Origin of the sequence: Sorangium sp. So ce321, assembly GCF_051530195.1 — a bacterium.
Classification (GTDB): Bacteria; Myxococcota_A; Polyangia; order Polyangiales; family Polyangiaceae; genus Sorangium.
In genome coordinates, this window is the sequence record NZ_CP150329.1 from 2819914 (window position 1) to 2832846 (window position 12933).

Below are 12933 nucleotides of genomic sequence, written 5' to 3' on the forward strand. Positions count from 1 at the left end.
GGGCATGATGGACGTCCGCGGACGAACAGTGATCGTCGTCGGTCTCGGCCGGAGCGGTGTCGCGGCCGCGCGCCTCCTGATCGAGCGCGGGGCGCGCGTCATCGCGAACGACGGCGCCCCGCGCGAGCGGCTCTCCGCCGCGGCCGCGTCGCTCGAGGCGGAGGGCGCCGCGCTCGCCGTGGGCGGGCACGACCCGGCGCTCTTCGAGGGCGCCGATCTCGTGGTCGTCTCGCCGGGCGTGCCGTCGTTCCCCGCCCTCGACGCCTTCGAGCGCGCCGGGCGCGAGGTCATCGGCGAGCTCGAGCTCGCGTCGCGCTTCGTGTCCGCGCCCATCGCGCTCATCGGCGGCACCAACGGCAAGAGCACGACGACGGCGCTCACGGGCGCGATGCTCGAGCGCGCCGGCCTGCGCACCTTCGTCGGCGGCAACTTCGGGACGCCCCTCGCCGAGGTCGTCCGCGAGGCGTGGGACGTCCTTGTCCTGGAGATCTCGAGCTTCCAGGCGGAGCGCGTCCCGACGCTGCACGCCCGGGCCCACGCCCTGCTGAACATCACGGACGATCACCTCGACCGCTACCCGAGCTTCGCGGCGTACGCCGACGCGAAGGGCAACCCGTTCGTGCGCATGACGCCGGACGACGTCGCGGTCGTCCCGCTCGGCGACGCGCTCGTGGCGCGCCAGGCGGCGCGGGGACGCGCGCGCGTCGTGACGTTCAGCGCGAGCGACGCCCGCGCCGACGTCACCGTGGCGGGCGGCGCCCTCGTCGATCGCGTCGCGGGCGCGAGCTACCCGCTGGAGCGCGTCCGGCTCACGGGCGCGCACAACCTCGCGAACGCCTGCGCGTCGGTGGCGCTCGCCGCGGCGCTCGGCGCGCCCGCCGGGGCGATCGCCGAGGCGCTCGCGCGCTTCGAGGGGCTCCCGCACCGCACCGCGCTCGTCGCCGACGTCGACGGCGTCCGCTACTACGACGACTCCAAGGGGACCAACGTCGGCGCCTCCGTCGCCGCGCTCTCCGGATTGCGCGAGGAGAAGGCCGTCCTGATCGCAGGCGGGCGCGACAAGCTCGGCGACTACGCGCCGCTCGTGGCCGCGCTGCGCGACCGGGGGCGCGCGCTGGTCGTCCTCGGCGAGGCCGCCGACCGAATCGCCGCCGCGGCGAGCGGCGTCCTGCCGATCGCGCGGGCGGCCTCGATGGCCGAGGCGGTCCTCGCTGCGCGCTCGCTCGCGCGGCCCGGCGACGCGGTGCTGCTCAGCCCTGCGTGCTCCAGCTTCGATATGTTCCGCGACTACAAGGACCGCGGCGACGCCTTCGTCCGCGCGGTCCGTGAGCTCCAGAGGTCGACCGGCGGGTCCGCCGGGGAGGTGGCGTCGTGATGTCGTGGCGCGGAGGGGCCGGCGCGGGCGCCGATGCACCCAGGAACCGGCACATCGGTCCCTCGGAGCAGGACAAGCCGGAGCCGGGCGGGGTCGCGGCGGCCGCCGAGGCGTTCTGGAAGGTGCGATCGAGCCCCTCGGGTCCGGTCGACGCCCTCCTCGCGGCCATCGTCACGGCGCTCATCGGCTTCGGCGTGGTGATGGTCTACAGCGCGAGCGCGGTCGAGGCGACGGTTCGCTACAAGGACGCCCAGTTCTTCCTCAAGCGCCAGGCCGTCTACGCCGTCCTGTCGATCGCCACGATGTGGGTCACGAGCCGCATCGATTATCGCCGGCTCAAGGTCCTCACGTACCCGGTGCTCATCGTCGTGACCGGGATGCTCCTCGCCTGCGTGGCGGGCCTCGGCCACAAGGCGGGCAACGCCTACCGCTGGATCGCGCTCGGCCCGGTCCACGTGCAGCCGGCCGAGGTGGCGAAGCTCGGCATCGTCCTCTGGCTCGCCTACTCGCTCTCCAAGAAGGCCGATCGCATCAAGTCGTTCTCCGTCGGCTTCCTCCCGCACCTCATCGTGGTCGGGATGCTGATGCTCCTCTGCCTCAAGCAGCCCGACTTCGGCAGCGCGGTCGTGCTGCTCTTCCTGACGTTCACGCTGCTGTTCGTGGCGGGCGCGCGCGTCCCGTACATCGCCGCGTTCTCCATGCTGCTCGCCCTCGCCGGCGCCGCGCTCGTCCGGTTCAGCGGCTACCGCTACGCGCGCTACCTCGCGTGGATCGACATGGACAACAACCGCGCCGACCTCGCGTACCAGCCGTTCCAGTCGGTCATGAGCTTCGGCTCCGGCGGGGTCTTCGGGCTGGGTCTCGGGCGGGGGCTGCAGGTGCTCTACCTGCCGGAGGCGCACACCGACTTCGTCTCCGCGATCGTCGGCGAGGAGCTCGGCTTCATCGGCATCCTCGGCCTGTGCGCGGCGTACCTCGCCATCGTCTCGCGCGGCGTGAAGATCGCCCTCGAGGCTGCCGACGATTACGGCAGCTTCATGGCCTTCGGCATCGCGACGCTCTTCGGCGTGCAGGCGATGACGAACCTCGCCGTCGCGATGGCGATCCTCCCCACGAAGGGGCTCACGCTGCCGTTCCTCAGCTACGGCGGCTCGTCGCTGCTCGTGAACGCCGCGGCCGCCGGCATCCTGCTCAGCATCAGCCGGTCGCGGACCGTGGTCGCCCCCGAACAGCGCGGCGAGGCGGGCGCTTCGTCCGTGCCGCACGCGCCGAGCGCGTCAGCCGTCGTCGCGACGTCGGCCGAGGAGGGCGGCGCATGGTGACCGTACTGATCGCCGGCGGCGGCACCGGCGGCCATGTCTTCCCGATGATCGCGGTGGGCGACGCCGTCCGCGCCGCGGCGCCCGACGCGCGCGTCGTCTACGTCGGCACCGCGCGCGGCATCGAGGTGCGCGTGATGGGCGAGCGCGGCGACAGCCTCGAGCTGCTCCACGTCCTGCCGCTGCGCGGAGGCGGGCTCTCCGGCTTCGTGCGCGGAGCCGCCCGCGCTGGCCGCGTCCTCCCTGAGGCGAGGCGGCTCGTCGAGCGGCTCGACGCGCGCGTGGTGCTCTCGCTCGGCGGGTACGCCGGCGGCCCGGTGTCCCTCGCGGCGCGCTCGCTCGGCGTGCCGGTCGCGATCCTGGAGCCGAACAGCGTCCTCGGGCTCTCGAACCGCCTCCTCTCGCCGCTCGTCGACCGGGCGTACGTCGCCTTCCCTGAGGCGACGCGCGCGCTGCGCCCGAGCTCCGTGCGCCTCTTCGGCGTCCCGCTCCGGCGCGCGTTCGCGCGCGCGCCGTACGCGCCGCGCGAGGGCAAGCTCAGCCTGCTCGTGCTCGGCGGCAGCCAGGGCGCGCTGGCGCTGAACGACATCGTCCCGCGCGCGATCGCGCAGCTCGCGCAGGGGCGCGAGCGCGGCGTCGACCTCGACGTGGTGCACCAGACGGGCAGGGATCGCGAGGCCGCCGTCCGGTCGCTCTACGCCGAGCTCGGCCTCGCCGACCGCGCGCGCGTCGTCCCGTTCATCGACGACGTGGCCGAGGCGCTCGCCGCGGCCGACGTGGTGATCGCCCGCGCGGGCGCGTCGACGCTCGCCGAGCTCTGCGCCGTGGGCCGCCCTTCAATCCTGATTCCTTACCCGTTCGCGGCCGACGACCACCAGCTGAAGAACGCGCAGTCCCTGGAGCGGGCCTCCGCCGCGGTGGCCATCGCCCAGGCAGACGCCACCGAGGCGCGCCTCGCGAGCGAGATCGCCCGGCTCGCAGCCGCCCCGGCGCTCCGCGCCCGCATGGCGGACGCCGCGGCGGCCCTGGCCACGCCCGACGCCGCCGCGCGCGTCGCCGCCGATCTGCTGGAGCTCGCGCGAGCCCCGCGCCACCGCGCGCTGCGCTTCCCCATCGGCGGTCGCGCGGCGCGCGCAGACGAGGCGCCGCGTCGCGCCGCGATGAGGGGGACCGCGCCGCCCGGCGCTGCCCTCGGTCAGGAGGAGGCAGGCTGATGTTCCGCGGTCGCGTTCGCCACGTGCACTTCGTCGGCGTCGGGGGCGTCGGGATGAGCGGCCTCGCCGAGATCCTGCGCTCGCTCGAGTTCGAGGTCTCCGGCTCGGATCTCAAGGAGAGCTCGACGACGCGGCGGCTCACGTCGCTCGGCGTCCGGATCGACGTCGGCCACCGCGCCGAGAACGTCCGCGGCGTCGACGTCGTCGTCTACTCGAGCGCGATCCGGCCCGACAACCCCGAGCTCACCGAGTCGCGCGCGCTCGGGATCCCGGCGATCGGACGCGCGGAGATGCTCGCCGAGCTGATGCGCGTGAAGTACGGCGTCGCGATCGCGGGCTCGCATGGCAAGACCACCACGACCTCGCTGGTGGCCACGGTCCTGCGCGCCGCTGGCCTCGACCCCACGGTCGTCGTCGGCGGCAAGATGGCGGCCCTCGGCACGAACGCCCGGCTCGGCGCCGGCGACTTGCTCGTCGCCGAGGCCGACGAGAGCGACGGCTCGTTCCTGCGGCTCACGCCGACGATCGCGGTGGTCACCAACATCGATCCCGAGCACCTCGATCACTACGGCACGCACGAGCGCATCAAGGACGCCTTCGTCGAGTTCGCCGCGCGCGTCCCGTTCTACGGGCTCGCCGTGCTCTGCCTCGACCACCCGCACGTCCAGGACCTGCTCCCGCGCATCCCGCGCCGGCACGTGACGTACGGCGTCTCGCCGCAGTCGGACTACTCCGCGCGCGGCATCCAGTTCCGCGGCCTCGAGACGAGCTTCAACGCGTACCGCCGGGGCGAGCCGCTCGGCGGGTTCACGGTGAAGATGCCGGGCGCGCACAACGTCCTGAACTGCCTCGCCACGATCGCGGTCGCGGACGAGCTCGAGGTGCCGCTCGACGTCACGAAGCAGGCGCTGGCCACGTTCGGCGGCGTCGCTCGCCGCTTCACCATCGTCGGCTCGCTCGGCGGCATCACGCTGGTCGACGACTACGGCCACCACCCGGCCGAGATCCGCGCCACCGTCGACGCGGCCAGGCGCGCGTTCCCGGGCGAGGACCACCGCATCGTCGTGGCCTTCCAGCCGCACCGCCACACCCGCACGCGCGATCTGTTCGACGAGTTCACGCGCGCCTTCAACCAGGCCGACGTGCTGCTCGTGACGGACATCTACGCCGCGGGCGAGCCGCCGATCCCCGGCGTCACCGCCGAGCGCCTCGTGCAGTCGATCCGCGAGCACGGCCACCACGACGCGCGCTACGTCGCGGACAAGGCCGACCTCCCCGAGGCCCTCGAGCAGATCGTCCGGCCGGGCGATGTGGTCATCGCGCTCGGCGCGGGCGACGTGAACGCCTGCGTGCGGGAGCTCAAGGCGCGGCTCGAGGCGAAGGCGCTGCCGTCGCAGGAGGGCAGCTCATGACCGAGCGTCCGAGCGCCCCGCCGCCGCCGAACCGCCGGCGCGCGACGGCCTCGCTCCCGGCCGGGTCGGGCAGCGCGCGGCCCGCGCGCGGGTCGAAGCCGGAGCCCGTGGCCGCGGCGCCGGCGCCGAAGAACGAGCGCGTGCGGGCCGCGACCCCATCGTCCCACGAGTCGCCGGCCCCGCCCGCGACGAGCGTCTCGGTGCGCCCGCCGCGCCCGCCGAGGAAGGGCGGCGCGCCCGGCGAGGCGCGCCCCGCGCGGCCGCTGTCGCGCCATTTCCGCGCGCTGCAGCTCCTCGCGGGCGCCGCCGTCGTGCTCGTCGCCTCGACCGCGGTCGCGTGGGGCGCGCGCCGCTACATCGTGTCGAGCCCGCGCTTCGCCGTGCGCACGGTGCTCGTCGACGGCGTTCAGCGCCGCACGGCCGAGCAGGTGGCCAGCGCCGGCGGCATCGAGGTGGGCAAGAACATCTTCACGCTCGACCTGGAGCTCGCCGGCGCCTCCATCTCCACCGATCCCTGGATCGAGAAGGCGACGGTCACCCGCAAGCTCCCGTCGACCATCCAGGTCAACGTCGTCGAGCGGGAGGCGCAGGCCCTGGTGGCGATCGGCGGCGATCTCTACCTCGCGACGCGCGACGGCGAGCTCTTCAAGGAGCTCGCCGAGGACGACCCGGTCGACCTCCCGATCGTCACGGGGATCACCGGCGACCAGGTCGCGCGGGATCGCGCCGGCGTCATCATCGCGGTCCGGCGCCTGCTCGACGTGGTCGAGGACATGGGGCGCGCGGGCGTCGCCCGCCGCTATCCGATTCAGGAGCTCCACGTCGAGCGGGACGGGTCGATCGTCGTTACCATCGGCAAGGAGGCGATCGCGCTCCACCTCGGGCAGCCGCCCTACCGCGACAAGGTCGGCCAGGCAGCGCGGGTGCTCACCGAGCTCGCCCAGCGGAAGGCGAGCGCGTCGGTGATCTTCCTCGACAACGACGCGCACCCCGAGCGCGTCGTGGTGAGGATGAAATGAGCGCCGTCGCGCTCGCTGTTAGCGCCGGCGTTCGCCGAGCAAAACTTGGCCGCTTCCGCTGGCTCATGGCAGCGTCGTGCCCGCCTGACACGCGTAGGGGGGTCGTCCCCTCATGAGGTGGTGCACGCAATGAAGAGCCGGATGGAGACTTCTGAGATCGTCGTCGGCCTGGACATCGGGACGACCAAGGTCTCGGCGGTCGTGGGCGAGATCGACGCTGATGGGATCACCATCCTCGGGGTGGGCAACGTCCCGTGCCGCGGCCTGCGCAAGGGCGTGGTGAGCAACATCGACTGGACGGTGCGCTCCATCTCCGAGGCGATCGAGGCTGCGCAGACGATGGCGGGCGTCGAGATCCGCACCGTCTATGCCGGCGTCGCGGGCAGCCACATCCGGTGCCAGCAGTCCGACGGCGTCGCCGCGGTCTCGGGCGGCGAGGTCACGCGGGTGGACGTCGAGCGGGTCCTCGAGGGCGCCCGGGCGATCCCGGTCGACGCCGATCGGCAGATCCTGCACGTCCTGCCGCGCGAGTTCACGGTCGACAACCAGGACGGCATCCGCGACCCGGTCGGCATGAGCGGCGTCCGGCTCGGTGTGAAGGTGAACCTGATCACCGCCGCGACCTCGTGCGTGCAGAACGTGGTCCGCTGCGCGGAGCGCTGCGGCCTCACCGTGGCCGACGTGGTGCTCGAGCCGCTCGCCAGCGCCGAGGCGGTGCTCTCCGAGGACGAGAAGGAGATCGGCGTCGCCATCATCGACATCGGCGGCGGCACGACCGACCTGCTCCTCTACGTGGACGGCGGCATCGCGCACGCCAGCGTGATCCCGGCGGGCGGCAACAACGTGACCGCCGACATCGCCGCCGGGCTGCGCACGCCGATGGGCGAGGCCGAGCGCCTGAAGCGCAACGCCGGTTGCGCCCTCGGCCGCATGGTCGGCGACGAGGAGGAGATCGAGGTCCCCGGCGTCGGCGGGCACATGCCGCGCAAGGCGGCGCGCCGCGTCCTGTCGGACATCATCGAGCCGCGCGTCGAGGAGATCTTCGCGGTCATCCGCAAGCGGATCGAGGACACCGGGATGCTCGAGCAGCTCTCGGCCGGCGCGGTGCTCACCGGCGGCGGCGTGCTGATGGAGGGCATGACCGAGTTCGCGGAGGAGATCCTGGGGATGCCGGTGCGCCTCGGCGTACCCGTGGGCGTGCGCGGCATCACGCAGCTCGTCGCTGGCCCGCAGTACGCGACCGGCGTGGGCCTTGTTCAGTACGGCGCCAACGCCCTCGCGCAGGCGCGCGCGCTCACTCCGGTCGCGCTCGACGTCGGCCACGCCGCGCGCGGGGAGAGCCGCCGCGAGAAGGTCCGCGAGCGCGAGTTGCGCCGAGAAATCGTTGAAGAAATGTCGATTGAAAAGCGGTCGAGCGGGAGGTTCTGGAACTGGCTTCGAGCAGCATTCTAAGCATGACGTAGTAAGAGAAAGTTGTTAGAGAATTGGGTTTGAGAGGATCGAAGAACGCACCGGCGAAGCCTCTTGAAGGCGAAGTCAAGAGGGTTTGAAAAATGGCGTTCAAAGGGGAAGAGGCGCCCCTCTGAGCACCGTCCGGAGCGAGGACGTCCTCGCGCATTTAGGGTTCCGTGCCGCTCGACCTTCGCGGGGGTCGGCGCCGGGCCGAGCGGCTAGCTGAATTTCCCCGGGAGGAGTTCATGAGTTTCTCCATCGAGTTTGCCGACGAGCACACCGGGTATGACGCCCGGATCAAGGTCATCGGTTGTGGCGGTTCTGGCGGCAATGCAGTCAACACGATGATCAACTTCGGCCTCGAGGGCGTGGAGTTCATCGTCGTCAACACGGACGCCCAGGCGCTCGGCGCGAGCCTTGCTCCGACGAAGCTCCACATCGGCGCGAGCGTCACGCGCGGTCTCGGCGCCGGCGCCGATCCCGAGAAGGGGCGCAAGGCGGCGCTCGAGGACGTGACCCGGGTGAAGGAGTGCATCCAGGGCGCGGACATGGTGTTCGTCACCGCGGGGATGGGCGGCGGCACCGGCACGGGCGCCGCGCCGGTCATCGCGCAGCTCGCGCGCGAGGAGGGCTGCCTCACCGTCGGCGTCGTGACGAAGCCGTTCTTCTTCGAGGGCAAGCAGCGCTCGCGCCGCGCCGAGCTCGGCCTCGCGATGCTCGCGGAGCACGTCGACACGCTCATCACGATCCCGAACCAGAAGCTCCTCTCGCTGGGCGACGAGGACCTCTCGTTCGTCGAGGCGTTCCGCAAGGCGGACGAGGTCCTCTACCAGGCGATCAAGGGCATCAGCGATCTCATCACGCAGAACGGGATCGTGAACGTCGACTTCGCGGACGTGAAGACGGTCATGTCCAACATGGGCCGCGCGCTCATGGGCACCGGCTGCGCGAAGGGGCAGGGCCGCGCGCGGCTCGCCGCCGAGATGGCCGTCAGCTCGCCGCTGCTCGACGACATCTCGGTCGAGGGCGCGACGGGCGTGCTCATCAACATCGTGGGCGGCCCCGACATGCGGATGCGCGAGATCGAGGAGGCCGCGACGCTCGTGCAGGAGCAGGCGCACGAGGACGCGAACATCATCTTCGGCGCGACCATCGACGAGAACATGGGCGAGATGATCAAGGTCACGGTCATCGCGACCGGCTTCGACCACCTCGTCGCCGAGGTCCCCCAGCACCTCGCGAGCGCCGCGCAGCCCCGCGCGACGGCGCACTCCATCGGCGCGTCGCTCGCCGCCGCGGCCGGGCCGATGTCGGCCCGCTCCGCCCCGAGCGCTCCTCCCATGACGCAGCGCCAGCCGCACCGTCATGAAGAGGTCGCGTACCCGACCACCCGCCGACCCGCGCCGCAGGCGCAGTCTGCGGGCGGCGGCAACGGCCCGCGTGACCGCGCGAGCTTCGTCCCTCCGCTCGACTCCGACTGGGACACGCCCGCGTTCCAGCGCCGGGGCCAGTAGCAGCGTCTCAGCCTGCACGGAAGACCTCGCGACGCACAGCCCTCGATGGGCGTTCACGCTGTATTGCGCGTTGACAGGCGCGGGCGAGGACTTATGGTCAGCCGGCGCCTATGCCCCCTGTCGGGCAGGATCGACGCGGCGGTCCACGATTCATGAGTGAAAAGCGCGACTTCTACGAAGTTCTTGGCCTCGCGCGAGACGCGACGCCTGACGACATTCGCAAGGCCTATCGTCAGGCTGCGTTGAAGTACCACCCGGACCGAAACCCCGGCGATGCGTCGGCGGAGTCTCGCTTCAAGGAGGCCACCGAGGCGTACCAGGTCCTCTCCGACGAGGAGAAGCGCCGCCGGTACGATCAGTTCGGGCACGCCGGCCTCGAGGGGATGGGCGCCGGGGCCGATAGCGACATCTTCTCCCACTTCCAGGACATCTTTTCGGAGTTCTTCGGCGGCTTCGGCGGCGGGCAGCGCCGGCGGCGAGGCCCGGCGCGCGGCCAGGACATCCGGGTTCAGCAGCGGCTCTCGCTGCGCGACGCCCTGCTCGGCTGCAAGCGGGAGGTGGTCCTGCGCACGCCGGTCGCGTGCGAGGAGTGCTCCGGCTCGGGCGCCAAGCCGGGGACCAAGCGCAAGCCGTGCAGCACGTGCGGCGGCGCCGGTCAGGTCTCGACCTCGCGCGGCTTCGTGATGTTCACCCAGACCTGCCCGGAATGCTCGGGCGAGGGGTCCGTCATCAAGACGCCGTGCGCCACCTGCAAGGGGTTCGGCGCGGTCGAGAAGACGCGGAAGGTCGTGGTGAACTTCCCGGCCGGCATCGACGGAGGCCAGCGGCTGCGGGTCCCGGGGCAGGGGATGCCGGGCGCCCAGGGCGCGCCGCCCGGCGATCTGTACGTCGACGTCGATCTCGCCGCGGACGAGCGCTTCGAGCGCGATGGCCTCGACCTCATCACGCGGGCGCCGGTCTCCTTCGTCGACGCGGCGCTCGGCAGCACGGTGAAGATCGACCTGCCGGACGACACGGCGGTGGACGTCGAGATCCCGGCGGGCGTGCAGCCCGGCGAGGTGATCTCGGTCAAGGGCAAGGGCGCGCCCCGGATCGATGGCCGCGGCCGCGGCTCGCTCCAGGTGATCATCCAGGTCGAGGTGCCGCGGAACCTCTCTCCCGCGGCGCAAGAGCTGCTCCGCAGGTTCCAGGACGAGGTAGCGAAGCACCAGCCGGCGGCGAAGGCGGCGACGGCGTAGGGCTGATGGACGAGCGCTGCAGCGTGACGCCAGAGCGCGTCGCGCTCAGCGCGTCGTGCCGATCCAGGCGCCCGCGCACGCGAGGCTGAAGGCGATGGGGGCGAGCGCGGTCGCGAACACGACCGCGACGGGCGCTGCGAGGCCGAGCAGGACCAGGGAGCCCAGGATGGCGAGCGCCGCGGAGGCCGCCGGCTCCAGCACGCTGCCCGTCGACGAGGCGCGGGCGACGAGGTAGCCGGCGAACGGGAAGGCCGCGATGGCCGCCGCGACGAGCAGCAGGAGCGGCGCCGCCGCGGCGGTCGAGGCGTCGCCCCGGTCCACCGCCGCGAAGTCGACGCCGAAGCGGTGGCCGAGCGCGACAGCCAGGGCGAGCGTTGTCGTCATGACCCCGACCGTGACGAGCGCGCCGAAGGCGATCCAGGTGAACATCAGCGGTCGCTCCGTGCGCCGCAGCGCCTCGCGCATCGTGCCGAGCGACGGCGGGGCGATGTGGGGGAGGAACCGGCGCTCCCTGCGCTGCGAGCTGTGCGGCGACGCGCTCCGGCGGAGCAGGTCGCGCGCGGCCAGGAACGTCAGGGAGCCGATGCCGAGGAGCATCGGCGCCGCGATGAAGAGCGCCACCGGGCGGCACGCGAAGACGATGTAGTCGTAGGCGCCGTTGAGCAGCATCGCGACGAGCCACGCCGCGTTGAAGCGACGGCCTCCGAGCGGCCGCTTGCGCTCGCGGCCCAGCGCGTATCCCCAGAGCGAGGCGAAGAAGAGGTGCGCTGGCACGGCGAGCAAGGCCCGCACGACGTCGATCGACGACAGCGACCGGCCCCACAGGTACACGGCATTGTGGGCCGACACGAACCCGAGCGCCGCGGCGGCGGCGTAGACCAGGCCATCGAACGGCTCGTCCACGGCGCGCAGCCGGGCCATCGGCGCGACCGCCGCCACCTTGAGCCCCTGCTCGAGCGGCGCCACGACCACGAAGAGGTAGATGAGCGTGACGGCATCCAGCGTGCTGGCGGCCTTGTCGAGCCCTTGCCAGCGCTGGAGGAAGCTCTCGAGCAGCAGCGCTGGCACGAACGCGAGCGCGCCGAGCAGCGCGGTCCCCACCATGAACCGGCGCCTGCCGTAGAGGCGCTGCGACCCGAGGAGGAGCGCGGCCAGGCCCCCGAGCGGCGCGGCGATCGTGGCGATCCAGATGAGCGCGGCGGCGGCGTTCATGGGCGCGAGGGCAGGGGCGGCGGAGCTCGCCTCGCGGCCCCTAGAAGTGGAGCCCGGCGACAGCGGTCAGGGCGAGCGCCGAGCCGACGCTGGAGCCCTCGGCCGCGAGCAGATCGGCCTTGGCCTGCTGGGGCGTGGTGGCAGCCTCGCCCTTGATCCGATCGATCTCTGCCGAGGTGAGCCCCGGCCTGGTCAGCGCCAGGAGCTCCCAGCTCGCGCTCGCGCCGATCGAGAAGACCGGCGACAGGTACAGATCGAGCCCGCCGGAGATCCTCCCGTAGAAGCCGCGGATGGCGATCGCGTCGGCCGCGCCGCTCACGGCGCTCTTGAAGCTCCCGAGGCCGGCGTAGCCGAAGCCCAGATCGAGGTGTGGATCGAGCTTGCCGAGCGGCAGGTGCATCCCGACCTCACCGCCGGCGCTGAAGAGCTGCCAGTCGTGGAAGAAGCCCACCCGTCCGCGCGCGCCCAGCGTGAGGAACAGCAGGCGGACTCCGACCCCGGCGCCGACGACGCCGCCGTTGGCCGAGCTCGAGATGAACCCGGCCGTGAGCTCTTCCTCGTCGATGTTGAACGTCTGGAGGCCGACGTTCTCGTAGCCTCCCTCGACGTTCAACCAGACGAGCTCGAGCCCTCGCCCCGAGTCCTCTTTCTTGGCTTCTTCGAGGCGCTGCTCCGTGTCGTCAGGTGAGACGGGCTCCGGCTCAGGCGTCGTCATCGGAGGGGGCGGCGCCAGTCCTCCGGCCTGCATCGATGGATCGTACGGGTTCGTCTGCGCGGGCGCGGCGCCGGAGGTCGAGGGGTCGCTGGCGCCGTAGGGCGTCGCCCCCGGGGCCGGCTGCGCCGCGGCGCTGGACGCCGCGGCGGCTGACGTGAGGGCCGTGAGCAGGCAAAGCGCGCGGCGAGCGATCATTCGTCCTCTTCCTGGGTATTCCCGTCGAACCCGTCCACCCGTCCCATCGACTCCAGGGTCTCGGCGTCTGTCGAGGAGACCGGTGGGCCAGGCACCCGGTAGCTGCCCTCGAGCCAGCGGCCGAGGTCCACCAGCTTGCACTGCGGCGAGCAGAACGGAAAGGCCGGGTTCTCGGGCCTGGGCCCCGCCGCCTTGCGGCAAATCGGGCACCTCGCGCCTGCCAAAGCTCCCATGCGGCGTAACGTAGCAGCGTCCTTCGCGGGCATGT

At 72.4% G+C, this 12933-nt stretch carries 11 protein-coding genes; 8 read left to right on the forward strand and 3 right to left on the reverse strand.

Going from position 1 to position 12933, the window contains the following annotated elements:
• Positions 1-4: 4 nt before the first annotated feature.
• From murD to dnaJ, 8 genes are all read left to right on the forward strand, one after another.
• Complete coding sequence (gene murD / locus WME89_RS10945; protein WP_438009149.1) at positions 5-1375, forward strand: UDP-N-acetylmuramoyl-L-alanine--D-glutamate ligase; 1371 nt, start codon at positions 5-7, stop codon at positions 1373-1375.
• On the forward strand, positions 1375-2697 hold the full coding sequence (ftsW, locus tag WME89_RS10950) for a putative lipid II flippase FtsW (RefSeq protein ID WP_438009150.1): 1323 nt from the start codon (positions 1375-1377) through the stop codon (positions 2695-2697). The genes murD and ftsW overlap by 1 nt, the downstream gene beginning before the upstream one ends.
• The gene (murG, locus tag WME89_RS10955) at positions 2691-3908 is read left to right on the forward strand and encodes an undecaprenyldiphospho-muramoylpentapeptide beta-N-acetylglucosaminyltransferase (protein WP_438009151.1); all 1218 of its coding nucleotides are present in this window, start codon (positions 2691-2693) and stop codon (positions 3906-3908) included. The genes ftsW and murG overlap by 7 nt, the downstream gene beginning before the upstream one ends.
• Complete coding sequence (murC, locus tag WME89_RS10960) at positions 3908-5320, forward strand: UDP-N-acetylmuramate--L-alanine ligase (protein WP_437309080.1); 1413 nt, start codon at positions 3908-3910, stop codon at positions 5318-5320. Before murG ends, murC begins: the two co-directional genes overlap by 1 nt.
• Positions 5317-6339: an FtsQ-type POTRA domain-containing protein gene (locus WME89_RS10965; protein WP_438009152.1), complete on the forward strand. Its 1023-nt coding sequence runs from the start codon at positions 5317-5319 to the stop codon at positions 6337-6339. Before murC ends, WME89_RS10965 begins: the two co-directional genes overlap by 4 nt.
• 129 nt (positions 6340-6468) lie before the next feature.
• Positions 6469-7791 carry a cell division protein FtsA gene (ftsA, locus tag WME89_RS10970; protein ID WP_438009153.1) on the forward strand — a complete coding sequence of 441 codons (1323 nt, stop codon included), beginning with the start codon at positions 6469-6471 and terminating at the stop codon, positions 7789-7791.
• Between the two features lie 245 nt (positions 7792-8036).
• Positions 8037-9305: a cell division protein FtsZ gene (gene ftsZ / locus WME89_RS10975; protein ID WP_436626493.1), complete on the forward strand. Its 1269-nt coding sequence runs from the start codon at positions 8037-8039 to the stop codon at positions 9303-9305.
• 152 nt (positions 9306-9457) lie between these two features.
• Positions 9458-10543 carry a molecular chaperone DnaJ gene (dnaJ, locus tag WME89_RS10980; RefSeq protein WP_438009154.1) on the forward strand — a complete coding sequence of 362 codons (1086 nt, stop codon included), beginning with the start codon at positions 9458-9460 and terminating at the stop codon, positions 10541-10543.
• A gap of 45 nt (positions 10544-10588) precedes the next feature.
• Here dnaJ and WME89_RS10985 read toward each other — a convergent pair whose 3' ends face one another.
• Genes WME89_RS10985 through WME89_RS10995 form a run of 3 tightly spaced genes read right to left on the reverse strand, consistent with a single transcriptional unit; the run spans position 10589 to position 12898 of the window.
• Entirely contained in the window at positions 10589-11755 is a 1167-nt protein-coding gene (locus WME89_RS10985) for a PrsW family intramembrane metalloprotease (protein WP_438009155.1), read from the reverse strand.
• Positions 11756-11795: 40 nt separating this feature from the next.
• Positions 11796-12665 (reverse strand): hypothetical protein, encoded by an 870-nt coding sequence (locus WME89_RS10990; RefSeq protein WP_438009156.1) that lies wholly within the window; start codon positions 12663-12665, stop codon positions 11796-11798.
• Complete coding sequence (locus WME89_RS10995) at positions 12662-12898, reverse strand: DNA gyrase inhibitor YacG (RefSeq protein ID WP_438009157.1); 237 nt, start codon at positions 12896-12898, stop codon at positions 12662-12664. Before WME89_RS10995 ends, WME89_RS10990 begins: the two co-directional genes overlap by 4 nt.
• Positions 12899-12933 lie beyond the last annotated feature (35 nt).

What these genes read in the sequence shown, in the direction of transcription:
- murD (WP_438009149.1), top strand. Translation starts at nt 5, where the DNA reads ATGATGGACGTCCGCGGACGAACAGTGATCGTCGTCGGTCTCGGCCGG.
- ftsW (WP_438009150.1), top strand. Translation starts at nt 1,375, where the DNA reads ATGTCGTGGCGCGGAGGGGCCGGCGCGGGCGCCGATGCACCCAGGAAC.
- murG (WP_438009151.1), top strand. Translation starts at nt 2,691, where the DNA reads ATGGTGACCGTACTGATCGCCGGCGGCGGCACCGGCGGCCATGTCTTC.
- murC (WP_437309080.1), top strand. Translation starts at nt 3,908, where the DNA reads ATGTTCCGCGGTCGCGTTCGCCACGTGCACTTCGTCGGCGTCGGGGGC.
- WME89_RS10965 (WP_438009152.1), top strand. Translation starts at nt 5,317, where the DNA reads ATGACCGAGCGTCCGAGCGCCCCGCCGCCGCCGAACCGCCGGCGCGCG.
- ftsA (WP_438009153.1), top strand. Translation starts at nt 6,469, where the DNA reads ATGAAGAGCCGGATGGAGACTTCTGAGATCGTCGTCGGCCTGGACATC.
- ftsZ (WP_436626493.1), top strand. Translation starts at nt 8,037, where the DNA reads ATGAGTTTCTCCATCGAGTTTGCCGACGAGCACACCGGGTATGACGCC.
- dnaJ (WP_438009154.1), top strand. Translation starts at nt 9,458, where the DNA reads ATGAGTGAAAAGCGCGACTTCTACGAAGTTCTTGGCCTCGCGCGAGAC.
- WME89_RS10985 (WP_438009155.1), bottom strand. Translation starts at nt 11,755, where the DNA reads ATGAACGCCGCCGCCGCGCTCATCTGGATCGCCACGATCGCCGCGCCG.
- WME89_RS10990 (WP_438009156.1), bottom strand. Translation starts at nt 12,665, where the DNA reads ATGATCGCTCGCCGCGCGCTTTGCCTGCTCACGGCCCTCACGTCAGCC.
- WME89_RS10995 (WP_438009157.1), bottom strand. Translation starts at nt 12,898, where the DNA reads ATGGGAGCTTTGGCAGGCGCGAGGTGCCCGATTTGCCGCAAGGCGGCG.